Origin of the sequence: Mesorhizobium sp. B2-3-11 (assembly GCF_006442215.1) — a bacterium.
Lineage (GTDB): Bacteria > Pseudomonadota > Alphaproteobacteria > Rhizobiales > Rhizobiaceae > Mesorhizobium > Mesorhizobium salmacidum.
In genome coordinates, this window is the sequence record NZ_VFVS01000003.1 from 134,906 (window position 1) to 159,352 (window position 24,447).

The window sequence follows — 24,447 nt, forward strand, 5'->3', positions numbered from 1 at the left end:
GCCGACCAGTTGATCACGCCATGACCACGGCTCCATTGCCTTTCAAGGGTTCGGCCGAATATTTGTTTCGCGCAGCGCACTGTTTTCACGTCTTTCAATCCCCTGATACCCCACATATATTCGCCGCTGTTCGCAACCAGCGAGCGGAAGCCGAAGCGGGAGGCCCCTATGGCGACATTGCAGAATTTCGATGCCGAAATTGCCAAGACCAAGCAGGTCGTCCAGGATATGCGCACCAAGATCGAGCAATCCGGCACCGTGCTCGACACACTCGCAACCGCCGACAAGAAGATCGGCGACGCCAATTTCGACATCGAGAACGCCCGCATCGAGGATGTGCTGAAGCAGCAGAAGGTGATGGAAGGCAACATCGCCGACCTGATCATCGGCCTCGAGGACGCCACCAATGTCTTCGGCGCCGAGTTCGAGAGCATGAAAAACTATACCGGCTGGGAAAACTTCGTCGGCGTCTTTTCGGCGCAGCGCAAGCAGCGCATGCGCACCGACCGCGTGCGCAACATGTCGCTCGCCGGCAATCTGCAGGAACTGCTGGCCAAGTCCGACACCATCGTCGGCATATTGAAGGCGCAGAAGGAAGTTCTCGACCAGCGCTACAAGACCTCCGAAGCCAGCCTGTCGCAGGTTATCGAGCGCCGCAAGACCACGATGACGAACCTCGAAGCCGTGCAGAAGCGCATCGAGGAGCTCAATCCGATGCTGCTCGACATCGAAAACAAGATCGCCGCCTCGACCAGCCAGAAAGACCGCACGCAGCTCGAGGGCGAACGTTCCAAGCTCGCCACCGAATACAATGAAAAGCAGGCCAAGGAGCAGGAGCTGCTGGCCGAAAGCCAGACGCTGGAGCGCTACACCTCGATGTTCCAGACCTTCGTCGATTCGCTCAACAACCAGATCGCCGCGCAGTCGACGCTGATCAACAAACTGACCATCGATACCGAGCAGCGCATCGTGCTCTACAAGGCGCTGGAGGATTCACTGAAGACCGCCGCGCAGCAGGACGTCGCCCACAAGATCAACACGCTGGGCAGCCAGGTCGACAACACGGCCGAGGAAACCATGGCCGGCATTGGCGCAGCCTCGCAGAAGCACATCGGCGACCTCTTGGAGATGCACGAGAAGAACATGGTGGCCAGCGCCGACATCCAGCGCCGCAAGAAGCTGGCCGACGATGCCTTCGCCCGCCGCTTCGACGAGGTGCTGAAGAAGCACAATTCGGCCAACTACGTGCAGTCATAATTGCCGCGCGCACCGGTGCGACAATCGCAGGGCTGACAGCATGACACCCGAAAACGACGCGGCGGCGCGGTATTTCTCGGCAATCACGGCCGCGCTCGGCGGCCTTGAAGTGTTCATGCGCGACGACCGCTCGCCGCTTTACCGGCATGGCATTGTCGCCAGGATCGTTGCCGAATACATCGCCCGGCTCGACAAGTCCTTTTCCTGCTGGCGCAACCGGCTGGGCTTCATGGACACGTTCCGCATTTCGCGCGCCGAAAGCGGCTACCCGGTGTTCCAGAACCTGCTCGAACTGGAAAACGACCGCCGCCAGGCCGACGGCCGGCTCGCCAACATTCCCCAGGCCGGCGAGCTGCGCGAAGAGATGGCCGACTTCATCCTGCGCCACAAGCAGTTCCCCGACGCACTGCAGAAATCGATGGCCGAGCGGCTCTATCTCGAGGACGTCAAGAGCGAGCAGACCTTCGGTCCGTTCACGCTGGCGCAGACGGCCAAGGTGTCGGTCAATCCGAAGACGGCGCGGCCCTATTATCTCGTCCACTGGGCCACCTTCGACGGCAGCGCCAACCTGCCTTTGGTCTACATGGTGACGGTGGAGGATTCGTCGGACAGCATGGTCAGCCAGCTTGTCGACCGGAGCGGCAAGCTCAACGACAAGGTCGACATTCCGCTGCCGGTCGACGGCCTGCTCAACCCCGAACTTGCCCATCGTTTCGACGATTTCACCGAGAAGAATTCGGCCTATACGCTGTCGCCGGCGACCATCGCCGTCAACCTCGACAAGGACTTCGAGCCACTGCACCCCAAGCAGCTGAGGCGGGTGGTGCTCGGCCCCTTCTACTCAGCAGGCATCACCGACAACAATTCGACGGTGACGGAAGTGCTGGCCAAGGTGCGCAAGCCCGAAAACGCATGGCTTTTGACCTGGACCATCCAGGAAGTCTATTCCAAGGGCGAGAAGCCGGGCCGCAAGGGCCTGTTCTCAAGCGAGAAGACGACGCAGGAATTCTTCATCAACACCGATGACCTCGAGGCCGCTCGCCAGGGCGTGTCGAGCTACGAAAACCACGCGCTGATCCCGCACGAGGCCTACCAGGCGCTTTACGCCGCGGGCGAAGCACAAAAGATATTTGCCGGCTACAAGATTCACATCCTGTCGAATGGGCAGGTGATATCGGATGTCTGACCGTCACACCACGGAGCACCCTTCATGGACACCGGCCTGACCACCATCCCGGAAGCGGCTATCGAAAAGCACCGCGCCACCGCGCAAAACTTCATCACCCGCATCGTCGTGCTGGAGGATCCCTCGCGCGAATCCGGTACAGCGCTCGCCGGCACCAACCGGCGCTTCGTTTCCACCGTCTCGGTCGGTTCGGTGCGCCGCACGCGCGAGGTCGAGCTGTCGAAGACCGTCGGGGCCGTCCATCCCGACGACCAATTGCTCACCATCCCGCAGCACACGCTGCTCTTTCGCGCCCGGCGCGGCACGGCGATCGCGCTGGCGGTCTCGGACGTGTTCGCCGAAGGCTCCGATCTTGAAAGCCTGCAGGCCAGGAACACCCGCGCCCCGCTCGAAGGCGAGGAGGCGTCCACCTTCAAGAAACTGCTGTCGGCCTCGGCCTATATCTCGGCCTTCAGCCTTGCCTCCTACCTGTTCCAGCTCATCGACAGTGACGGCGAGGCGCCGAACGACATCCCCGAACCGGACTTCCTGTTCGACACACCGCAGGACGCGGTGAAATCGATCCTGGCCGGTCTCGACAAGGCTATATCGGGCTCGACAGACGATGCCGACCTGATGACCCGTGCCCGCGCCTTCGCCCGCGTCGCCATCGACGGGCTTCTGGCGCGCAAAGGCCGCTTCGACGGCATCGGTCCGTTCGAGAACGCCCATATCCGCATCGACGCCGACGACTTCACCCTCGACGGCTTCGATGTCGCGCCGGGCAAGCGCTCCAAGCCGCTGGTGATGACTTTCAAGACGCCGGAAGAGGTCGTCGGCAACCACATCGCCAAATACCAGTCGGTCAAACTGGCCAAGATGCTGATGGCTTACGACTTCGAGCGCGAGCTGAACCCGTTCGTCGAGCTTGGCGGCTTCCTGTTCACCTTCATCGGCGATGGCGCGCCCGGCACCGGCAAGACGACGCTGATCCAGATGATCGCCGGTCTCGTCAACGGCTATTGCCAGGTCGCCGGCTACCCCTTCGCCTACGAGAATTTCGGCGTCGACCAGATCTCGTCCTACCAGGGCAAATCAGGCCAGAACTGCCGCCAGTTCATCAACAATGTCTTGAACCCGCGCGTCATCGGCTTCGGCACCATCGACGACATCGACCAGGTGGCCGCTAGACGCTCCGACGACCGCGCCTCGGCCGGCCAGCAGGAGATCACCGGCGTGCTGATGGATGCCTTCGCCGGTGCCGCCACCGTGGTGCGCGGCAATTGCTCGTTCGGCATGTTTTCCAATTATCCGGAGAATGTCGACGATGCACTGCGCCAGCGCGCCGGCGCCCGCTGGCTGGTCGACGGGCCTCAGACCCGCGACGACTATATCGACATTTTCGTGCTGCTCGCCGGCAAGAACCACGAGATCCCCCTGGGCAAGCACGAGCTCTACGCCGCACAGGAAATCCAGCGCGCCGTGACCGAAGCTTATGAGGAGCATGAAAAGCCGCAGGAGGAGGGGCTGATGCGGGTCTATGAGCGCTACATGAAGGAAAACGGCGCGCCCAAGACCATGGCCGACATCGGCACCTACCTGCACCTGATCAAGGACGCCGAACCGCGCTTCACCGGCCGCGCCATCAAGAACGTCACCGACGCCATCAAGATGCGCGCCATGGACATCGAGCTTCCCGACGACTGGTTCGAAAAGCCGGAAGCCTTCATGCACAAGAGCTACGACGACAAGAAGGCGATGATCGAGGAACTGCGCGGCCCGTTCTCGATGGACATGGTCATGCAGGAGATCAACCGCTACGCCGATTCCGAATTCCGCTATTCCGACAAATCCGATGACGCCGCGGTCGAGAAGCTGCTGCGTGACGCAAGGCTGCGCGAACGCGCTGCGCGTGAGATGGAAGACATGAAGAAGAAGGGTCTGTGGAATGCGTGAGGCGCGCTCTTCTTCCTTCTCCCCGTTCACGGGGAGAAGGTGCCCGAAGGGCGGATGAGGGGCAGCGCCATGCGTGGTGGAAACGAGCCCAAGGTGCAAGAGCCCGCGAGCTTCGGAAGATCGAGAACGATGCCGAGGAAAAGCTCTGGCATGAACTGCGTGGGCGACGATTGAATGGCCACAAATTCATTCGCCAACTGCCGATCGGTCCCTATTTCGCCGACTTTGCCTGTCGTGAGGCTAATCTGGTCGTGGAGGTCGAAGGCAGCCAGCATGCAGGTCGATCCCGGGATCGCTACAGGGACGAAACGATGAACGCCAATGGTTGGTCGGTATTGAGGATTTGGCACGCTGATGTTTTGAGCGGCCGAAAGAGCGTATTGGAAACGATCGTTGCGGCCGTGGATGGTCGGCTGAACAAGAAGATGATATAATGAGCGTTTGCGCCGCCCCTCATCCGCCCTTCGGGCACCTTCTCCCCGTGAACGGGGAGAAGGAAGATTGACCCATGCCCGCAAACCCGACCTCCTTCGCGACAACGAGCTCATCTACGGCCGTTTGCTCACCGTCGACGAGGCGCATCTCATCCAGCGTTACAACAAGGCGCTGGCTGCTTTCGGCCTCAAGCCCACCAGGCTAAAGAGCTTCCAGATCGACCGCACCGGCTTTTCGCCCGAAGTGGCCGAGGAGTGTGGCGACTACGACTATCTCGATCCCAACGAGGTCAACCGCCGCTTCATCATCCTGACGCCGTCGCAGATCGACCTGCCGGTGGTGCACACCGCCTTCTCCAACACCTCGCAGCTGATGTTCGAGTTCATGTCCAGGAACCAGCGCGCCATCGACGCGCTCACCATCAAGGACGTCATCTACGGCGAGATCGAGGATTCCGTTCCCAAGGTCAACGACATCGAGGACCTGCTGTCGATCAGCCAGGTCGAATTCAAGGTGCTGTCGGCGGAAGACGTGCTGGGCAAGGCCGCCGAACTCGGCAAGCTCGTCGACCGGCTGAAGCAGGAGCCCGACGCCTGGCGCGACGATGCCATGCTGACCCGCATGGTCGAGCTCGCCAAGGTCTGCGGCGACATCCGCGAGAACGCGCTGGTGCCGGACCAGGTGATCTTCCGCCACAACGCCTACTGGACCAGCCATTTCGGCGGGCTCTATGTCTTTGTCGATCCCGACATGACGACGGTGATCAGCGATCCGGCCGCCCCCGGTTTTCGCCGCTCGCGGCCCTGGCAGGTGAGCTATCTCTCGATCAAGGACGCCGACAAGGTGTTCAAATTCCTGGCTGCCACCGGCCGCATCGAACTGCCGCGCGCTTCCTGGATCGAGGCCTCGGGCTATCTCGAGCACCGCGCCGAAATGGTGGTGCGCGCGCTGATCCGCGACGCCGAGCCGGACCGCAATTTGACCGATGTCGACAAGGTCTGGCTGCAGACATGGATCCAGAGCCATGCCGACCTGATCACCTCGGACGGCAATTTCCCCTTCCTCAACGCCGCCAAACGCGAGATCGCCCAGCTCGGGCATCTCAAGGTCGAGGATGTCTCCCCGCAGCAGCGCTTCCTGGTGGTCCGCGCCAAGCCCGACCATCCCGACGCCTGGCTGACCAACCGGCTGATCTCGGATTTCGTGCCGTCGGACTTCGTCTCGCGCTACATCTTCAACAAGGACGGCTTCTACAAGGACTATGACGGCTTCAGCGACGCCTGGCGATCGCATGTTGTGGACGTTCTGAAAACCACATATTTGAAGGACAAGGTGGCGTTTCGCACACGCCTCTACGGCCTGGCCGACTAGAACGAAATGAGCCGTCATTCCGTTCTAACTTGTTGTTTTGGTGCATGATGTCATCCAAAAGTCTGCAACTTTTTGGATGACATGTTTGAGGGGGTGATACAGCCATGCTCGATCCGATCGTGAATTTCTTCACCCGGATTTTCCAGTGGATCGGCCGCGGCATCGGTCTTCTGATCGGCGTGATCCTGTGGCCCTTCATGTGGGCCGGCCGCTGGTACACGCAGCGCGGCTGGATCCTCAAGGCGATAGTCGGCCTCGCTGTGCTGGTGCTGATCGGCCTTTACGCAAACTTCTTCTACGCCACCCAGTGGTGGAACAACTTCGACCCGAACTACCCGGACACCTATACTTTCGAGAAGCGCAACGTTTCCGCCGGTGAGCAGGTGGCTGCCGGCGCCGGCACCGACACGGCCAAGACCTGCGGCAACTCCGGCATCGCCCAGGTGGCGGCCGACCTGACCGACTTCAACGTCAACCAGAACGCCTGGATCTCGTCGATGATCCTCTACAAGCTCGGCCTGTTCGGCATCGACTGGGACAACACTCCCTGGATGGACAACAAGGCCTCTTTCCAGCGCGGCATTAACCAGGCGGTGCGACGTACGGCGACCGAGCTTGCCGACAATCTCGGCCGCGTACGTACGACCTCGCAGATCGATGCCGACCTGCAGGACGCGCGCGGCAATCTGCAGTTCGACGAGTATACCTGGTACTTCGGCGTGAGCCCGTTTGGACCGAAGACGCCGACGCCGAGCTACTATCGCGACGCGGTGCGCAAGCTGCGTTCGTTCAATGCCCGGCTTGCCACCTGCCAGGCCACTTTCGATGCCCGCGCCGACAATTTGAAGCAGTATATCGACCGCATCGCCAGTGACATCGGCTCAACATCCGCAATCCTCAAGGAGCGCGCCGAGAACCACAACAATGGCTGGTTCGACACCCGCGCCGACGACCGCTACTGGTTCGCCTATGGCCAGCTTTATGCCTATTACGGCCTGATGAAAGGCGCCCAGGCCGACTTCGAGAACGTCATCAAGGAAAAGCACCTGCAGAGCCTTTGGGATACGATGGACGCGCAGTTCGTGTCGGCCCTACGTATCCAGCCCTTCATCATCGCCAACGGTCGCGAGGATGGCTGGCTGCTGCCGACCCATCTGACGACGATGGGCTTCTACGTGCTTCGGGTGCGCTCCAACATGGTCGAAATCAGCAACGTGCTGACGCAGTAGCGCCGTCCCACCGCAACACCAGCGATGGCGAATTTGCGCCGTCGCGTCTGTCGCATTCCGTGCATTGTGCGGCTGTTTTGAGACGGCGGAAGCGCGCCTGCTCTGGCTTCTATACGGCGCGGCAAGCGGAGCCATAAAGAACCGGGAATAGGCCGGCCCGCCGCAGAGGAATTTTCTCTTTAGGAAACATAGTTGCATGAAAGTTGACGCCGCCGCAGCGACAGGGTTAGATGCCCCGCGCGTCCGGCTCCAGCCTTCTTGCGAGTAAGATCAACCCGTCCCCTCCACCGTCCAATCCAGAGGAACGCCGTCATGGCCGAAGTGAAGTCCGACATCGAGATCGCGCGTGGCGCCAGGAAAAAGCAGATCCAGGAGATCGGCAAGAAGATCGGCATCCCGACCGAACATCTGCTGCCCTACGGCCACGACAAGGCCAAGATCTCAGCAGAATTCATCAAGTCGGTGAAGGGCAACAAGGACGGCAAGCTGATCCTCGTCACCGCCATCAACCCGACGCCGGCCGGCGAAGGCAAGACCACCACCACCGTCGGCCTCGGCGACGGCCTGAACCGCATTGGCAAGAAGGCGATCGTCTGCATCCGCGAGGCTTCGCTTGGCCCGAATTTCGGCGTCAAGGGCGGTGCCGCCGGCGGCGGCTACGCGCAGGTCGTGCCGATGGAAGACATGAACCTCCACTTCACCGGCGACTTCCACGCCATCACCACGGCGCACAATCTTCTGTCGGCTCTGATCGACAACCACATCTACTGGGGCAATGAACTCGGCATCGACACCCGCCGCGTCGTGTGGCGCCGCGTCATGGACATGAACGACCGGGCGCTGCGCGAGATCATCTGCTCGCTCGGCGGTGTCGCCAACGGGTTTCCGCGCGAAGCCGGCTTCGACATCACCGTCGCCTCGGAAGTGATGGCTATCTTGTGCCTTGCCACCGACCTGAAGGACCTGGAAAAGCGCCTTGGCGACATCATCGTCGCCTACCGCCGCGACAAGTCGCCGGTCTATGCCCGCGACCTCAAGGCCGACGGCGCCATGGCTGTCCTGCTCAAGGACGCCATGCAGCCCAACCTCGTGCAGACGCTGGAGAACAATCCGGCCTTCGTGCATGGCGGCCCGTTCGCCAACATCGCGCATGGCTGCAACTCGGTCGTCGCCACCACGACGGCGCTGAAGCTCGCCGACTATGTCGTCACCGAAGCCGGCTTCGGCGCCGACCTGGGTGCCGAGAAATTCTTCGACATCAAGTGCCGCAAGGCGGGCCTGAAACCGGCGGCGGCCGTCATCGTCGCCACCGTGCGCGCCATGAAGATGAATGGCGGCGTCAAGAAGGAAGACCTCGGCAAGGAAAACGTCGAGGCGGTGAAAAAGGGCTGCGCCAATCTTGGCCGCCACATCGAGAACATCAGGCAGTTCGGCGTGCCGGCGGTGGTTGCCATCAATCACTTCTACTCCGACACCGATGCCGAGATCCAGGCGATGAAGGACTATGTCGCCTCGATGGGCGAAGAGGCGATCCTGTGCAAGCACTGGGCCAGGGGCTCCGCCGGCATCGAGGATCTCGCTAACAAGGTGGTGGCGCTGGCCGAATCCGGCGCCTCGCAGTTCGCGCCGCTCTATCCCGACGCCATGCCGCTGTTCGAGAAGATCAACACAATCGTCCAGCGCATCTATCGCGGCTCGGAAGCCATCGCCGACAAATCGGTGCGAGATCAGCTCAAGGTCTGGGAAGAGGCAGGCTATGGCAATTTGCCGGTCTGCATGGCCAAGACCCAGTATTCCTTTTCGACCGATCCGAACCTGCGCGGCGCGCCGACCGGCCACACCGTGCCGGTGCGTGAGGTCAGGCTTTCGGCGGGCGCGGGCTTCGTCGTCATCATCTGCGGCGAGGTCATGACCATGCCCGGCCTGCCAAAGGCGCCATCCTCGGAAAAGATCTTCCTCAACGAGGCCGGCCAGATCGAAGGCCTGTTCTGATATTGTCCCGATAATTAAGAAGGGCGCCGCATCGCTGCGGCGCCCTTTTTGTTTGCCGATCGTCCTACGCGGCGCTGCGCGCCAGCGCCCGCTGGTTGGACGCGTGGATCGTGTCGCGTTCCGGCAGCGCGCCGGTCTTGAGGCAGTCGATCCATTCGGCGGTCTTGAGCACCGCGGCGAAACGCGACTGCAGGATGATGCTCACCACGCGATGGATCTCCTCTGCAGAGGCATAGCCGGCGCTGTTGGCGTAAGGCACCGAGCCGGTCGCGTCGGACAGGAACTCGACCGCGAAGCCCATATGCACGGCGTGGATGATGGTCGACAGGTCGCAATTATGCGTCATGTAACCGATGACCGCGATCGTATCGACGGCATTGGCGCGCAGCCAGTCCTCGAGGTTGGTGCCGGTGAAGGCGCTCGGCAAATTCTTCTCGACATAATGGTCGCGGCCACGCTTGGCGATCTCCGGATGCAGTTCGCCGCCATGGCTGCCCTTGGCGAAGATCGGCGACGTCTCGGGCGCCATCTGCTTGACGACCACCACCTTGATGCCTGCGGACGCCGCGGCGTCCATCGCGCGCGCCACGTTGACGACGCTATCGCGGAACGGCGGATGCTGGATGGCCAGATTGCCGCCGTCATAGTCGTTCTGGACGTCGATGACGACGAGCGCGCGGCGCGGCGCGGCGTTGGCTGGGTCAGACATGATGTTTCCTTTCAGGCTTGAATGCGATGGGCCGAAAATAGCCTGCTGGCTTACGTGCCAACAGTGTCCCGATTGACATCATCCGAAAGAATTGGGACATCCAAGCTCTTACTGGAAACGCTCCCATGACCACTCCCATCATCGCCGTCCTCGCCTTCGACGGCATCAGCCCGTTCCATCTCTCCGTGCCTTGCCTGGTGTTCGGCGCGGACCGCACCAACCTCGGCCTGCCACGCTTCGACTTGCGTGTCTGCGGGGTCGAGGAAGGGCTGATCCGGACCGATGCCGGCCTGAGCATCCTGGTCCCGCACGGGCTTGCCGCGCTCGAAGACGCCGATATCGTCATCATCCCGAGCTGGAAGGATCTCGAAGCACCTCTGGTAAAACCGATCGAGGAAGCGCTCCGCCGCGCCCACCGGCGCGGCGCGCTGATCGTCGGCCTGTGTCTCGGCACCTTTGCCCTCGCCGCCGCCGGCCTGCTCTCGGGACGGAAGGCGACCACGCATTGGGCCTATACTGAGCAGTTGCAGGCCCTTCATCCCGACATTTCAGTCGATGCCGACGTGCTCTACGTCGACGATGGCGACATCGTCACCTCCGCCGGCGTGGCCGCCGGGCTGGACTGCTGCCTGCACATCGTGCGTGCCCGCTATGGCGCCGAGGCGGCACTGCGGCTCGCCCGGCACGTCGTGCTTTCGCCGCACCGGCAGGGCGGACAGGCGCAGTTCATCGAGCGCCCGGTGGCAAAAAGCGCCAATGCCGACCGTTTCACCGAGGCGCTCGACGCGGTTCGCGCGACATCGGGCGAAACGCACAGCCTCGACAGCGTCGCCGACGCCGCAGGCCTGACACGGCGCACTTTCACCCGCCGTTTTCAGAAATCGATCGGCACCAGTTTTGGCGATTGGCTGACCAGCCAGCGGATCGAACTGGCGCAACGGCTGCTGGAAACCACGGACAAATCGATCGACATCGTGGCTTTCGAGGCCGGCTTCGGCAGCGCCACATCGCTGCGCCAGCACTTTTCCGCACGGCTCCGGACCTCGCCGGCGCAATACCGGCGTGAATTTTCCAGGCGGGCCGATGTCGGCGAGCGCATGGCGCATCTCCCGGCTGCATTGATTGGGCACGTGAGCGCACTCAGCCCCGACTGACCACCCGCGCCGGATTGCCGACCACCGTCGTGTTCGCCGCCACGTCGCGTGTCACCACCGCCCCGGCGCCGACAATGGCGCCCTCGCCAATGCTGACACCGCCAAGGATGACCGCGCTGCCGCCGATCCAGGCATTGTCGCCGATCGTGACCGGCCTGGCGATCTCCAGTCCCGCCTGCCGCCCTGCCGGCTCCTTGTGGTGCTCGGCACAATAAATCTGCACATTGGGGCCAAGCAGCGTCCCCTTGCCGATGCGCACCGGCGCGGTGTCGAGAATAGTGCAGCCGGCATTGAGGAAAGCGCGGTCGCCGAGAAAAATGTTACATCCGTAGGCACAGTGAAACGGCGCCTCGATCCGGACCCTCTCGCCCACGCCGCCCAGCAGTGTCCGCAGGGCTGGCCCGAGGCTCCCGCGTTGACGGGGCGGGAGCGTATTGTGCTCGAACACGGCATCCGCGGCCAAGCCGCGCAAAACGCCAAGGTCGTCATCCAGGCACGTATACCACTCGCCGGCCGCCATTTTCGCATGTTCGCTCTGAACCATGGCAGTGCCTCCGTTTGACATCATTGCGAACAGCGCCGAGGCAAGGACCAGGACGTGAACTTATAAACCGGGATAGCGGCTTTACGGAACTGGTGACCGTGCCGTCACGACCTTCGATCGCAAGCGGACATTCGCGATCCGCGCCCGGCAATGAAATAGTTCAAAACCACTGTCGATTTCCGGGTAACTCGTTCGTCCTCGATAGGAAGCCGGAGAAATTCGCCCGAGCAAGGAAACGACTGCGATGACAATCACCATCACGGCATTTGAACGATCGCCCGATGGCGGCAAGGGGCTGGCGCGCGATACCCGTGTTCGCTGAGCGCTGGAAGAGGTGAGACAGCCTTACGAGGTTCGTTTTGTTTCCTTTGCAAGGATGAAGGCGCCTGACCATCTGGCTATCCATCCCTTCGGGCAGATCCCCACCTATGAGGAGGGTTCTCTCTCGCTGTTCGAGACCGGCTCGATCGTCTTTCATCTTGCCGAGCAGCATGCGGGCCTGTTGCCAAAGGATCGCAATGCCCGCGCCCGCGCGATAACGTGGATGTTTGCCGCACTGAACACCGTCGAGCCGCCGATCCTCGAATTGACCACGGCAAGGATATTCGAAGCTGACAAGCCCTGGAGCGAGGCGCGCTTGCCGCTGGTTAAGGACCGTGTTCGGTCCCGGCTGGACAGCCTCTCGGCTCACCTGGGCGTCGACGACTGGCTCGATGATGCGTTCAGCGCCGGCGACCTGCTGATGGTGTCCGTGCTGCTGCGACTGAGAATATCAGGCATTCTGGACGAATACCAAAACCTGGCCGCCTATGTGGCGCGCGGGGAAGCTCGGCCCGCTTATATCAGGGCCTTCGCCGCGCAATTTGCGGTCAACGCTCCATCAAGCAACTGACTCGCCTCGATCCGCTGTGGCTGCGCTCATGAGTGTGCGGCCTAGCCAAATATCCGACCTATGGTAGCTTGCCGTTTCAGGGCTCTTCCGGCCCGGCATCGAGGGGATCGGCATGCTCTACATTCTTGCACTTCTGATCGGCGTCGTTGCCGGCCTGCGCGCCATGACGGCACCTGCCGCCATCGCCTGGGGCGCCTATCTCGGCTGGCTCCCGGTTGCCGGCAGCTGGGCGAGCTTCATGAGCCATTGGGCGGCAGTCGGCATCTTCACAATCCTGGCCATTGTCGAACTGGTCACCGATCAGCTGCCGTCGACGCCAAGCCGCAAAGTGCCGCAGCAGTTCGGCGCCCGCATCCTGCTCGGCGCCTTTTCCGGCGCGGTGCTCGGCGCGGCCGGCGGCGCCACTATCGTCTGCCTGATCGCCGGCGCCATCGGCGCGGTCATGGGCACGCTGGGCGGTGCCGAAGCGCGAGGCCGGCTGGCGGCTGCTTTCGGCAAGGACCAGCCCGCGGCCTTCATCGAGGACGCGGTGGCGATTGTCGGCGGCCTGCTGATCGTGGCGGCGGTGGCATGACGGCGAAAACCTTCGACACCATCATCATCGGCGCTGGCCAGGCGGGGCCGCCCCTGGCCGGTCGCCTGACGGCCGCGGGCATGAGCGTGGCGCTGATCGAGCGCAAGCTGGTCGGCGGCACCTGCGTCAACACCGGCTGCATGCCGACCAAAACCATGGTCGCCAGCGCCTATGCCGCGCATCTGGCGCGGCGCGCCGCCGACTATGGCGTGACGCTTCCGGGTCCCGTCGGGGTCGATTATCACAGGATCAAGGCGCGCAAGGATAAGGTCACCAACGACGCCCGTGGCAATCTGGAGACCTGGATCGCCGGAATGGAGCGCTGCACGCTCTATCGCGGCCACGCACGCTTCGAATCCGCCAACACGGTGCGTGTTGGCGACGACCTTTTGACTGCCGAAATGATCTTCCTCAACACGGGCGGCCGCGCCTCGGTGCCGGACCTGCCTGGCATCCACGACATCGACTATCTGACCAACTCGTCGATGATGGATCTCGACGTTTTGCCGCGCCACCTCATCGTCGTCGGCGGCAGCTACGTCTCGCTCGAATTCGCGCAGATGTTCCGCCGCTTCGGCTCGGAAGTCACCGTCATCGAAAAGAGCCCGCGCCTGACCGGCCGCGAGGACGAGGACGTCTCGGCCGCCATCCTGTCGATCCTCGAAAACGAAGGCATCGCCGTCCATGTCGGCGCCGACAACATCGGCTTCGTCAAACATGGTGGGGATATTGCCGTGACCTTCTCCGCCGGCAAGCCGCCCGCGATCGGATCGCATGTGCTGCTGGCGCTGGGCCGAACGCTCAATACCGACGATCTCGGCCTCGACAAGGCGGGCGTCGAGGTCGACAGACGCGGCGCGGTTGTCGTCGACGACCAGCTGCGCACCAGCGTGCCAGGCATCTGGGCGATGGGCGACTGCAACGGCAAGGGCGCCTTCACCCACACCTCCTACAACGATTATGAAATCGTCGCCGCCAATCTGCTCGACAATGATCCGCGCAAGGTCAGTGATCGCATCGAGGCCTACGCACTCTACATCGACCCGCCGCTCGGCCGCTGCGGCATGACCGAGACCGCTGTGAGGAAATCGGGACGTCGCGCGCTGGTCGGCCAGCGGCCGATGACCCGCGTCGGCCGCGCCGTCGAAAAGGGCGAGACCCAAGGTTTCATGAAGATCCTCGTCGATGCCGACACCAGGGAAATCCTCGGCTGCTCGGTGCTTGGCCCCGGCGGCGACGAGGCGGTGCATTGCGTGCTCGACCTGATGTACGCCAAGGCGCCGGTCGACACGCTGGCGCGCGCGATGCACATCCACCCGACGGTTTCGGAACTGCTGCCGACGATAGCCCAGGAACTCAAGCCGCTGGCCTGAGACTGGAGCGGTTCAGCGTTGGCAAACTGCCGAGCCGCTCTACGGGCGCCTCGGCGCCCGTTTTCAATCAGCTCCACGCTTTCTGCATTGCTGCATTGCGGCAATGTCTGTTGCGCCCAGTCGGGATCGTCGCGCAGTCTTCAAATTGAACCGATTCAGTCTGGACCCCCATGCCTTTGCCAATCCTTGCGCTTGCCATTGCGTCCTTCTGCATCGGCACCACCGAATTCGTCATCATGGGCCTGCTGCCGGAAGTAGCCGCCGATCTGGGCGTGACGATCCCCGCCGCCGGCCTGCTGGTCACCGGCTATGCGCTGGGCGTCGTCTTCGGCGCGCCTGTCGTGGCCATGGCCACCGCGCATTTGCCGCGCAAACCGGTGCTGGTGGGGCTTGCAGCCCTGTTCGTCGTCGGCAATCTCTTCTGCGCCATCGCGCCCAATTACTGGCTGCTGATGGCCGCGCGCGTCTTCACCGCTTTCGGCCATGGCGCCTTCTTCGGCATCGGCTCGGTCGTCGCCGCCAGCCTGGTGCCGCGCAACAAGCGCGCCAGCGCCATCGCGCTGATGTTCGCCGGGCTGACGCTGGCCAATATCCTCGGCGTTCCCGCTGGAACGGCGCTTGGCGAAGCCTTTGGCTGGCGGGCCACCTTCCTGGCCGTGGTCGGCATCGGCCTGATCTCGGTCGCGGCCATCGCCTGGCTGGTGCCGTCCGACGTCACGGAACCGAGCGGCGGCGGCCTACGCGCCGAAGTCCGAGTGCTCGGCAAGCTGCAGGTCTGGCTGGCGATGCTGATCGCGGCGCTGACCTCTGCCAGCCTGTTCGCCGTCTTCACCTACATCAAACCCTACCTCACCGACGTGTCCGGCCTGTCGACCGCGGCGGTCACCTGGGTGCTTCTGCTGTTCGGCGCCGGCATGACCATCGGCAACATCATTGGCGGCAGGCTGGCCGACTGGAAACTGATGCCGACGGTGATCGCCACCTTGCTGTTGATGGCCCTGCTGTTCGTCGGCTTCATGCAGTTCGGCGCGATCGCCAGTGTTGCCGTCGGCATCGTCTTCCTGTGGGGCCTGCTCATCTTCGTCGTCGTGCCGCCGCTGCAGATCCGCGTCGTCGAGGCAGCGTCGGAAGGCCCGAACCTTGCCGCCACGTTGAACCAGGGCGCCTTCAACGTCGGCAATGCCGGCGGCGCGTGGATCGGCGGCGTGGCGCTGTCCGCGGGCGTTTCCTACGCCAATCTGCCACTGGTCGGCGCCGTGCTCGCCCTGCTGGCGGTCGCCGTCGCGGTGCTGTCGCAGACGCTTGACCGGCGCGCGCCGGTCGCCGCCCTTCAGCCTGCCGCGGAGTAACTGCCTGTCGCCCAAAAGTGCGAAGCGGTTTTGGGACAACGACATGCAGCAAGGCAAAAGACTCGCTTGCGCCCATGGCGCGGCGGGCTGGACCAATCGACATCGGCACCTTCACATGGGCATGTCTTTCTCGCGCTTGATGGAGGATGTCATGCAGAAATCGATCGAACGCATCGCCGGGGACAGCGAAGGCGTTTCCTACGAATTCCCGGTGTTCCGCTTCGCCGGTGCCGACAAGGCAGCACCTTCGGGCTATCTGCAGGCGGCGCTCCATGCCGGCGAATTGCCTGGCGTCGTCGCCATCGATGCATTGATGCCGATGCTGAACAAAGCCGAGGCCGAAGGTCGCATCAAGGGCAACATCACCATCGTGCCCTGGGCCAACCCGATCGGCCGCGCGCAATATCATTTCGGCGAGCACCAGGGCCGCTTTCATCTGGGCACCCGCACCAATTTCAACCGCGGCTTTCCGCTGCTTGCCGCGCCCGACACCAGGCTTTTGCCGGACGCCTCTTTTGGCGGCGCCGACCAGCGGCTGAAGTCGCGGCTGGTGCAGCTTTCGCTGGGCCACGACATCGTACTCGACCTGCATTGCGACGATGAGGGCCTTGCCTATCTCTACGTCCACACCAGCCTGTGGCCTGAAATGGCCGATTGCGCCGCCGCCATGAGCGTCGATGCGGTGGTGCTGTGGAGCGAGGACGCCGACGGCACCTTCGAGGGCGCTTCGATCATGCCCTACCAGAACGCTGCCGCCGATGTGGCGAAGTTCGACAGGCGCGTCGCCACCACCGTCGAATATCGCGGCATCCTCGATGTCGACGGCGTGCTTGCCTCGGCCGACGCGGCAGGCCTCTACCGGCTGCTGGCGGCGCGCGGCGTGATATCCGACAGCGCCCTGCCCGCGCCCGGCCCGTTCAAGGGTGTCGCGGCACCGCTGGAAAACATCGACATGATGCCGGCACCCCGGGGCGGCGCCGTCCTCTACGACGTGAAGCCTGGCGACCGCGTCACCAGGGGCGCGCGCCTCGCCACCATCGTCCACGCGCCGGGCGAAGCCGACGGCCGCACCGAAGTGTTCGCGCCGCAGGACGGCATCATCCTGACCCGCCGCTCGCGCCGCATCATCCGCGCCGGCGAAGACCTGTTGAAACTGGTCGGCGACAGGAAGAGCGCCGATGCCCGGTCGGGTACGCTGGAGGATTAGCCTCCGTCGAATCCAGTTGCGCGGCCGCCCAATCGCCGCTAAGGGAATCGCCATGAACACGCGTTCGATCAAGACCATTTGGTGGTGGGCCTGCTGACAGCGGCCTGTTCGAACGCGTGCGCGTGAAAATAGAGGTGGCCGCAACGGAATGTCCGGGCGGCCATTTGTTTTTCAAAGCCATTCCCGGGTCCGTTGCCCAAGTAGCTGATGGAGACGGCAATGACGTTGAAGGTTCTGGAAACCGGCGCTGAAAGCTTCGTGACGGCGGGTGGCATCACCATCACCCGCGAGCGCCATGGCCGGCCCTATGAAGGTGCGATCGACGCTTATGTCGACGGGCTGAATTCGCGCCGGGGCGCGGTATTTTCCTCGAACTACGAATATCCCGGCCGCTATACGCGCTGGGATACGGCCATCATCGATCCGCCGCTGGTTATCTCCGCACGCGGTCGCGCCATGCGCATCGAGGCGCTGAACGGCCGCGGCGAGGCGCTGCTGCCGGTCATCGGCAGGACACTGGGCGATCTCGCCGAAGTCACGATCGCCGAGATCACCAAAAAGCTGATCCGCCTCGACATCGCCAAGCCCGGCCGTGTCTTCACCGAGGAGGAACGCAGCCGCGTTCCCTCCGTCTTCACCGTGCTGCGCGCCATCACCACTCTGTTCAGGACTGCCGAAGACGCCAATCTCGGCCTCTACGGCGCCTTCGGCTACGACCTTGCCTTCCAGTTCGACCCGGTCGAGCACACGCTCGTTCGCAAGGAAAGCCAGCGCGATCTCGTGCTGTTCCTGCCCGATGAGATCCTGGTCGTCGACCATTATTCGGCCAAGGCCTGGACCGACCGCTACGACTATGCGGGCGAGGGTTTTTCGATCGAAGGCCTGCCGCGCGATCAAATCGCCGAGCCGTTCAAGACCGCCGACCGCATCCCGCCGCGCGGCGACCATGAGCCGGGCGAATACGCCAATCTGGTGCGCCGGGCGATGGACAGCTTCAAGCGCGGCGACCTGTTCGAGGTCGTCCCCGGCCAGATGTTCTACGAACGCTGCGAGACGCAGCCATCCGAGATTTCACGCAAGCTGAAGTCGATCAACCCGTCGCCCTATTCCTTCTTCATCAATCTGGGCGAGAACGAATACCTGATCGGCGCGTCGCCCGAAATGTTCGTGCGCGTCAATGGCCGCCGCGTCGAGACCTGCCCGATCTCCGGCACCATCAAGCGCGGCGACGATGCCATTTCGGACTCTGAGCAGATCATCAAGCTGCTCAACTCCAAGAAGGATGAATCCGAGCTCACAATGTGCTCGGACGTGGACCGCAACGACAAGTCGCGGGTCTGCGATCCAGGTTCGGTGCGCGTCATCGGCCGCCGCCAGATCGAGATGTATTCGCGCCTGATCCATACGGTCGATCACATAGAGGGCCGGCTGCGCGAAGGCATGGACGCTTTCGACGCGTTCCTGTCGCATGCCTGGGCGGTCACGGTCACCGGCGCGCCGAAACTATGGGCGATGCGCTTCATCGAGCAGAACGAGAAGAGCCCGCGCGCCTGGTATGGCGGCGCCATCGGCATGGTCAACTTCAACGGCGACATGAACACCGGGCTCACCTTGCGCACCATCCGCATCAAGGACGGCATCGCCGAGGTGCGCGCCGGCGCTACATTACTCTTCGACAGCGTTCCCGAGGAAGAAGAAGCTGAAACCGAACTGAAGGCATCCGCCATGCTCTCCGCCATCCGCGACGCCAAGATGGGCAATTCGACCAGCACCGAGCGCACCACGGCGCGCGTCGGCGACGGCGTCAACATCCTGCTGGTCGACCATGAGGACAGCTTCGTCCACACGCTGGCCAACTACTTCCGCCAGACCGGCGCCAATGTCTCGACCGTGCGCACGCCGGTGCCGGAGGAAGTCTTCGAGCGGCTGAAGCCCGACCTCGTCGTGCTGTCGCCCGGACCCGGCACGCCCAAGGATTTCGACTGCGCGGCGACCATCAGACGAGCGCGCGCCCGCGACCTGCCGATCTTCGGCGTCTGCCTTGGCCTGCAGGCATTGGCCGAAGCCTATGGCGGCGAACTCAGGCAATTGCACATTCCCATGCACGGCAAGCCGTCGCGTATCCGCGTCTCGAAGCCGGGCATCATTTTCTCCGGCCTGCCCAAGGAAGTCACCGTCGGCCGCTACCACTCGATCTTCGCCGATCCGGTGCGCCTGCCTGACGATTTCGTGGTCACGGCCGAGACCGAGGACGGCGTCATCATGGCCTTCGAGCACCGCAAGGAGCCGATTGCCGCGGTGCAGTTCCACCCGGAATCGATCATGACGCTCGGCCACAATGCCGGCATGCGCATCATCGAGAACATCGTCGCCCACCTGCCGCGCAAGGCCAAGGAAAAGGCAGCCTGACGGTAATGGCCGAAGCCGAGAACACCATGGCGATCGCGGCGAAAGCCGCCGCGAAGCGCAAGGTCGCCAACCTCGCCTTCTGGTCGATCGTGGTCGCCTTTGTCGTGCTCGCGCTCAAGGCCGCCGCCTGGTACGTGACCGGATCCGTCGCGCTCTATTCGGACGCGCTGGAATCGATCGTCAATGTCATTGCCTCGATGGCCGCCTTCTGGGCGATCCAGGTCAGCTACAAGCCGGCCGACCAGGATCACCCTTTCGGCCATCACAAGGCCGAGTATTTCTCGGCCGTGCTCGAAGGCGTGCTGATCGTGGTCGCCGCGCTTTTGATCCTGAGCGAGGTCTGGCGCTCCTGGCAGACCCCGGCCCCACTCGAACAGCCTTGGGAAGGCCTTGCCGTCAACGGCGTCGCCACCGCCATCAATGCTTTCTGGGGCTGGACGCTGATCCGCGCGGGCCGAGCCGAAAAGTCACCGGCGCTGGTCGCCGATGGCAACCACATCATGACCGATGTGGTGACCTCGGTTGGCGTCTTCGGCGGCCTGGTCGGAGCGATCCTGACCGGCTGGCAGATTCTCGACCCGGCATTGGCCGTCATCGTCGCGCTCAACATCCTGTGGCAGGGCTGGCATGTCATCGGCTCGTCGATGAATGGCCTGATGGATCGGGCCGTCGATACGACGGAGCACATGCGCATCCGCGACATCATCTCGGCCAATTGCAAGGGCGCTCTGGAGGTGCATGATCTCAAGACCCGCATCGCCGGCCGCGCTACCTTCATCGAGTTCCATCTTGTCGTCGATGCAGACATGTCGGTTGGCGCCAGCCATATCATCTGCGACCGCATCGAGGACGCGCTGAAGGCCGACATTCCCTCGGTGCGGGTGACCATCCATGTCGAGCCCGACGACGAGGCCAAGCTGCCCAAGGGCACGACCGCAGTGCCGTTTGCTTGATGCGGTTAGAACGGCTGGAAGATTGGCCGAAGCCCTTCCTCCTTCGTCGTCCTGGGGCGAAGCAGGAGCGAAGCTCCGTCGTGGAGACCCTGGGATGACGAAGCGCCAGGTCTCAAGGCGCGCAGGCCGATTGCGGCATTGACTCCAGCCGATAGACCTTGTCGTCGGACGCGGTCTTGCCGACGGCCGCCTTCGAGCAGAGGTCGACAACCGCCAGGCTGCTATTGGGATTGGCCAGCATGATGGTGCCGTTGGCGCCGCGCTTGAGGAAGATTTCCTTTTGCGCGATGTCGCAGGAAAAATTGCTCGTCTTCGAACTCGCGGCACAACGCCACTGGTCGGCTTCGCCCTGGCACGAATAGGTCTGCGTGACCTTGGCCACCTTCTGCCGCGTGGTGACGGAGACGACAATGTCAGCGCCGTCGGGCCAGTTCGCGACATCGTCCCCGGAGGCGAAGGAGGCCAGTTCCACCGGCCCGCGGAACACCCGGATCGACTGGGTCAGTTGGTCGGGATGCGAACTCATATGCGCCGCGTCATAGTCGCGCCCGTAGCAGAAGGCCTGGTCGGGTTTGAACCGCTCGCGCAGCGGCGGCCCGAGCGCCGGATTGATCGGATCGATCCGCGCGAACTCCGCCTTGCAGGTTTCGGGGGGCATCGGGTCGAGGCGGAAATTGTCGTCTTCCTTGCCCAGCGCCTGCCTGTCGTATTCAGCCGTGCCGAGTTCTTCTTCCGAACCGGCGTCGAGATAGATATCGGACGACAGGTTCGACAGGATCAGCCTGCCCTTGTCGTCGACCTTCAGCGACGCCAGCGTGCGGTCGCATTCCATGCCGCAACGGATCAGGCCCGATTTGCCGTCCTCGGACTCGTGATTGCACCAGCCGCCGGCCCATTCCGGCGCCTTGGCGCCGCGCACCGTGGTGATGAGGAAACCATTGTAGGATGTATCGGAATTCGCGCTCGGTTCCTCATTGGGACGGCTGACCGGATCATGGCCATAATAGAAGAAGATCCGCGCCACCTTCTGCGTCGGATGCGCCTCGAGGTGCGCCGCGTCATAGACCCGGCCGAAACAGGCGTCCGCCCCGTTAGGGCTGAGTTCGGTGAGCTTGAGCGCATCGCCAGCAAAAGCAGAACCCGTAAGTCCGCCAAGCAGTGCGGCGCCGAACCCGGCGCCGGCGAGCGTTTTCCATTCCCTGAACGCCATGTGACCCCCCTCCTCCGCATCGACAGGACGTGACGTCAATTTATGCTAGTATAGCGGCTTGAGCCACGCAAAATCGCGGTGAAATCTGAGGGATGCCATGCGCCGACGTGACATGTTCCAGGCGGTTCTCGCCGGAGCCGGAACGCTTCTCGGCCTGCGCGCGGTACAGGCAGCGACCACCGAGCCTGTCAGGTTGAAGGTCGCCTATCATCTCAGCGATCTCGACAAGGTCAATTTCGTGCTCGGCAACGTCAAGAACCACTATGAGGGCACCGGCGGCAATGTCGAGATCGCGCTGGTCGTGCATGGTCCGGCGCTTGCCGCCTTCAAGTCGAAGGGCATATCGGCGGCGATTTCGGGGCGCTTTACCGGTCTTGTCCAGCAAGGGCTCGACCCGCATGCTTGCGGCAATACCATGCACGGCATGGACATCACGCTCGCCGACCTGCTCCACGGATTCCATACCGCCGACAAGGGCGGCGTCGTCAAGCTCGCTGAATTGCAAAGCCAGGGCTATGTCTATCTCAGGCCTTGAAGCGGCACTGACTTGAATGCAAGGGTTGGCAAGACCCACCAAGATGTCGGAAAATCCCCGGAGGAACAGCAGTGCCAGAGACAGCCCTTGGTCTTGTCATCCCCGATCTCGCCGGCAAGGCGGTGCTGGTCACCGGTGCCTCGACCGGCATCGGCGCGGCGCTCGCGCTCGCCTATGCCGAGCAGAAATGCAAGGTGGCGCTGCACTATAATTCCAGCCGCGATGCCGCCGAGAAACTCGGCCGGACCATTCGTGACGGCGGCGGCGAGGTCTTCCTTGTCCAGGGCGACTTTTCTCTCCCCGCCGATGTCGAACGCGTCGTCGAGGACAGCGCGCGACATTTCGGCCGCCTCGACGGGCTGGTCAACAATGCCGGCGGCATGCTTGGCCGCATCCCCTATGCCGAGCAGACCGAGGCGCATTACGACGCGGTGATGGACCTCAACGCCCGCTCGGTGCTGACCGCCTCGCGCAAGGCGATGCCATGGCTGAAGAAACAGGGCGGCTTCATCGTCAACACCTCATCGATCGCGGCGCGAAACGGTGCAGGTGGCGGCGCGGGTCTTTATGGCTCGGCCAAGGCCTTCGTCTCCAACGTCACGCGCGGTATGGCCAAGGAACTGATCGGCTTCGGCATTCGCGTCAACGCCGTGGCGCCGGGCACGATCCTCACTCCCTTCCACGAACGCTATTCGACCGATGAGCAGGTGAAGGGCATGGTCTCAACCATTCCGCAGGGCCGCGCCGGCACGGCGCAAGATTGCGTCGGAGCCTATCTGTTCCTCTCATCGGACCTGTTGAGCGGCTACATCACCGGCCAGGTGATCGAGGTCAATGGCGGCCAGTTGATGCCTTGACCGGCGACCGGCATACTGGACACACTCCTTTCGCGCCAACCCAGGGGGAAGACGAGGATATGTATGGACTGATCGGCAAGATGCGGGCGGCGCGCGGCCAACGCGACGCGGTCATGACTGTGCTGCGCGAGAGCACCGGCGCCCTGCCCGGCTGCCTGAGCTATATCGTCGCCACCGACCCTGCCGACGCCGACGCGATCTGGGTGACCGAAGTGTGGACCGATCAGGCAAGCCACAAGGCATCCCTGCAGCTTCCCGAGGTGCAGGCGGCGATCGCCAAGGCACGGCCCTTCATCGCCGGCTTCGAGTTCCAGGTGGAAACCCATCCCGTCGGAGGCTTCGGCCTAACAGAGAGCAAAACTGGCTAAGGCGCGCGCGCTGCAAGGCGCTCGGGCAGGAAATCGACGAAGACGCGCACCTTTGGCGACAGGTGGCGATTGGAGGGCCATAACATCCGGAACTGGCCACGACCGTCGACATGATCGTCCAGCACGGTGCGCAGCCTGTCCTCGCGCAGCGCCTCCCGCACCAGGAAATCGGGCATGCAGGCGATGCCGAGTCCGGCAATCGTGGCGCCTTTCAACGCTTCCATGTTGTTGCAGGTCAGCATCGAACGGATCAGCGGCTGGGCGCTGCCGGTAATGAATGGCCAGTCCAGCAGCCTGCCGCTGTTGAGATAGCGGAAGTTTATGCCGAAATGCCCGATGAGATCCGCCGGCACGCCGGGTATGCCATGGCGATCGAGGTAGGAGGGTGCCGCGCACAGCAGCATGCGGAAGGGCGCAATGGGTTTCGACACCAATCGTGAATCGGGCAGCTCGCCGCTGCGGATCGCGACGTCGATGCCTTCTTCGATGACGTCGACGATCCGGTCGTTGAAATCGATATCGAGCTCGATCTCTGGATAGCGCGCCATGAACTCCGACAGCACCGGCAGCAAAAGATGGTAGGTGACGATCGGGGTCGAGACGCGCAGCCGCCCACGCGGCGTCTCCCGTGTCCGCGACAGCATCGCCTCGGCATCGTCGATGTCGTCGAGAATGCGTCGCACGCGCTCGTTGAACAGCTTGCCCTCCTCCGTCAGGCCGATCCGCCGCGTGGAGCGCTGCAGCAGCCGCACGCCGAGCTCCTGTTCGAGCCGCGCCACACTTTTGCCGACCGCGGAAGCGGAGATGCCGAGCGCCCGCCCGGCGGCGACGAAGCTGCCGAACTCGGCGGTGCGGGCGAAGGCCAGAAGGCCGCTTAGGCGATCCATCATACTGCTCCATTCGAGCGT

At 63.2% G+C, this 24,447-nt stretch carries 20 protein-coding genes and 2 pseudogenes; 18 read left to right on the forward strand and 4 right to left on the reverse strand.

Annotation, left to right across the window (positions count from 1 at the left end; genetic code table 11):
- Window positions 1-168 precede the first annotated feature (168 nt).
- The 7 genes and pseudogenes from FJ960_RS06075 to FJ960_RS06105 all read left to right on the forward strand — a co-directional run bounded on the left by FJ960_RS06075 (window position 169) and on the right by FJ960_RS06105 (window position 9,405).
- On the forward strand, window positions 169-1,257 hold the full coding sequence (locus tag FJ960_RS06075) for a hypothetical protein (RefSeq protein WP_027143401.1): 1,089 nt from the start codon (window positions 169-171) through the stop codon (window positions 1,255-1,257).
- Window positions 1,258-1,297: 40 nt separating this feature from the next.
- The gene (locus tag FJ960_RS06080; RefSeq protein ID WP_140712511.1) at window positions 1,298-2,443 is read left to right on the forward strand and encodes a hypothetical protein; all 1,146 of its coding nucleotides are present in this window, start codon (window positions 1,298-1,300) and stop codon (window positions 2,441-2,443) included.
- A gap of 24 nt (window positions 2,444-2,467) precedes the next feature.
- On the forward strand, window positions 2,468-4,378 hold the full coding sequence (locus FJ960_RS06085; RefSeq protein ID WP_140712512.1) for an ATP-binding protein: 1,911 nt from the start codon (window positions 2,468-2,470) through the stop codon (window positions 4,376-4,378).
- 69 nt (window positions 4,379-4,447) lie between these two features.
- A pseudogene (locus FJ960_RS06090) lies at window positions 4,448-4,812 on the forward strand (DUF559 domain-containing protein).
- A gap of 67 nt (window positions 4,813-4,879) precedes the next feature.
- Window positions 4,880-6,184 (forward strand): DUF6638 family protein, encoded by a 1,305-nt coding sequence (locus tag FJ960_RS06095; protein WP_140712514.1) that lies wholly within the window; start codon window positions 4,880-4,882, stop codon window positions 6,182-6,184.
- Between the two features lie 104 nt (window positions 6,185-6,288).
- Window positions 6,289-7,413, forward strand: coding sequence for a DUF2333 family protein (locus FJ960_RS06100; RefSeq protein WP_140712516.1), 1,125 nt, complete (start codon window positions 6,289-6,291; stop codon window positions 7,411-7,413).
- 312 nt (window positions 7,414-7,725) lie between these two features.
- Window positions 7,726-9,405 carry a formate--tetrahydrofolate ligase gene (locus FJ960_RS06105; protein ID WP_140712518.1) on the forward strand — a complete coding sequence of 560 codons (1,680 nt, stop codon included), beginning with the start codon at window positions 7,726-7,728 and terminating at the stop codon, window positions 9,403-9,405.
- A 64-nt stretch (window positions 9,406-9,469) separates the two neighbouring features.
- Here the strand turns inward: FJ960_RS06105 and FJ960_RS06110 are convergent, their stop codons facing one another.
- The gene (locus FJ960_RS06110; RefSeq protein ID WP_140712520.1) at window positions 9,470-10,114 is read right to left on the reverse strand and encodes a cysteine hydrolase family protein; all 645 of its coding nucleotides are present in this window, start codon (window positions 10,112-10,114) and stop codon (window positions 9,470-9,472) included.
- Window positions 10,115-10,239: 125 nt separating this feature from the next.
- Between FJ960_RS06110 and FJ960_RS06115 the strand changes: the two genes are divergently transcribed.
- Window positions 10,240-11,268, forward strand: a complete 1,029-nt coding sequence (locus FJ960_RS06115) for a helix-turn-helix domain-containing protein (RefSeq protein WP_140712522.1) — start codon at window positions 10,240-10,242, stop codon at window positions 11,266-11,268.
- On the opposite strand, the gene FJ960_RS06120 is transcribed toward FJ960_RS06115, so the two are convergent.
- On the reverse strand, window positions 11,255-11,812 hold the full coding sequence (locus FJ960_RS06120; protein ID WP_140712524.1) for a sugar O-acetyltransferase: 558 nt from the start codon (window positions 11,810-11,812) through the stop codon (window positions 11,255-11,257). The two genes, FJ960_RS06115 and FJ960_RS06120, sit on opposite strands and share 14 nt — an antisense overlap.
- A 244-nt stretch (window positions 11,813-12,056) precedes the next feature.
- Between FJ960_RS06120 and FJ960_RS06125 the strand changes: the two are divergent.
- The 7 genes and pseudogenes from FJ960_RS06125 (at window position 12,057) to FJ960_RS06155 (ending at window position 20,569) form a co-directional block, all read left to right on the forward strand.
- Window positions 12,057-12,704 (forward strand): annotated as a pseudogene (locus FJ960_RS06125) (glutathione S-transferase family protein).
- A gap of 112 nt (window positions 12,705-12,816) precedes the next feature.
- A complete protein-coding gene (locus FJ960_RS06130; RefSeq protein ID WP_140712526.1) occupies window positions 12,817-13,278 on the forward strand; it encodes a DUF4126 domain-containing protein in 462 nt (153 codons plus the stop codon).
- Window positions 13,275-14,651, forward strand: a complete 1,377-nt coding sequence (locus FJ960_RS06135; protein WP_140712528.1) for an FAD-containing oxidoreductase — start codon at window positions 13,275-13,277, stop codon at window positions 14,649-14,651. The genes FJ960_RS06130 and FJ960_RS06135 overlap by 4 nt, the downstream gene beginning before the upstream one ends.
- A gap of 170 nt (window positions 14,652-14,821) precedes the next feature.
- Window positions 14,822-16,000 (forward strand): MFS transporter, encoded by a 1,179-nt coding sequence (locus tag FJ960_RS06140; protein WP_140712530.1) that lies wholly within the window; start codon window positions 14,822-14,824, stop codon window positions 15,998-16,000.
- 151 nt (window positions 16,001-16,151) lie between these two features.
- Entirely contained in the window at window positions 16,152-17,207 is a 1,056-nt protein-coding gene (locus tag FJ960_RS06145; RefSeq protein WP_140712532.1) for a succinylglutamate desuccinylase/aspartoacylase family protein, read from the forward strand.
- Window positions 17,208-17,426: 219 nt separating this feature from the next.
- Window positions 17,427-19,616 (forward strand): anthranilate synthase, encoded by a 2,190-nt coding sequence (locus tag FJ960_RS06150; RefSeq protein ID WP_140712534.1) that lies wholly within the window; start codon window positions 17,427-17,429, stop codon window positions 19,614-19,616.
- A 5-nt stretch (window positions 19,617-19,621) separates the two neighbouring features.
- On the forward strand, window positions 19,622-20,569 hold the full coding sequence (locus tag FJ960_RS06155; RefSeq protein ID WP_140712536.1) for a cation diffusion facilitator family transporter: 948 nt from the start codon (window positions 19,622-19,624) through the stop codon (window positions 20,567-20,569).
- Between the two features lie 112 nt (window positions 20,570-20,681).
- On the opposite strand, the gene FJ960_RS06160 is transcribed toward FJ960_RS06155, so the two are convergent.
- Window positions 20,682-21,779: a hypothetical protein gene (locus FJ960_RS06160; RefSeq protein ID WP_140712538.1), complete on the reverse strand. Its 1,098-nt coding sequence runs from the start codon at window positions 21,777-21,779 to the stop codon at window positions 20,682-20,684.
- 97 nt (window positions 21,780-21,876) lie between these two features.
- Here FJ960_RS06160 and FJ960_RS06165 point away from each other — a divergent pair, with 97 nt between their 5' ends.
- The 3 genes from FJ960_RS06165 (at window position 21,877) to FJ960_RS06175 (ending at window position 23,539) form a co-directional block, all read left to right on the forward strand.
- Complete coding sequence (locus FJ960_RS06165; protein ID WP_140712540.1) at window positions 21,877-22,314, forward strand: DsrE family protein; 438 nt, start codon at window positions 21,877-21,879, stop codon at window positions 22,312-22,314.
- A 71-nt stretch (window positions 22,315-22,385) separates the two neighbouring features.
- Window positions 22,386-23,171: an SDR family oxidoreductase gene (locus FJ960_RS06170; protein ID WP_140712542.1), complete on the forward strand. Its 786-nt coding sequence runs from the start codon at window positions 22,386-22,388 to the stop codon at window positions 23,169-23,171.
- Between the two features lie 59 nt (window positions 23,172-23,230).
- Complete coding sequence (locus FJ960_RS06175) at window positions 23,231-23,539, forward strand: putative quinol monooxygenase (RefSeq protein WP_140712544.1); 309 nt, start codon at window positions 23,231-23,233, stop codon at window positions 23,537-23,539.
- Here FJ960_RS06175 and FJ960_RS06180 read toward each other — a convergent pair.
- Window positions 23,536-24,426 (reverse strand): LysR family transcriptional regulator, encoded by an 891-nt coding sequence (locus tag FJ960_RS06180; protein WP_027146405.1) that lies wholly within the window; start codon window positions 24,424-24,426, stop codon window positions 23,536-23,538. The genes FJ960_RS06175 and FJ960_RS06180 overlap by 4 nt on opposite strands.
- Window positions 24,427-24,447 lie beyond the last annotated feature (21 nt).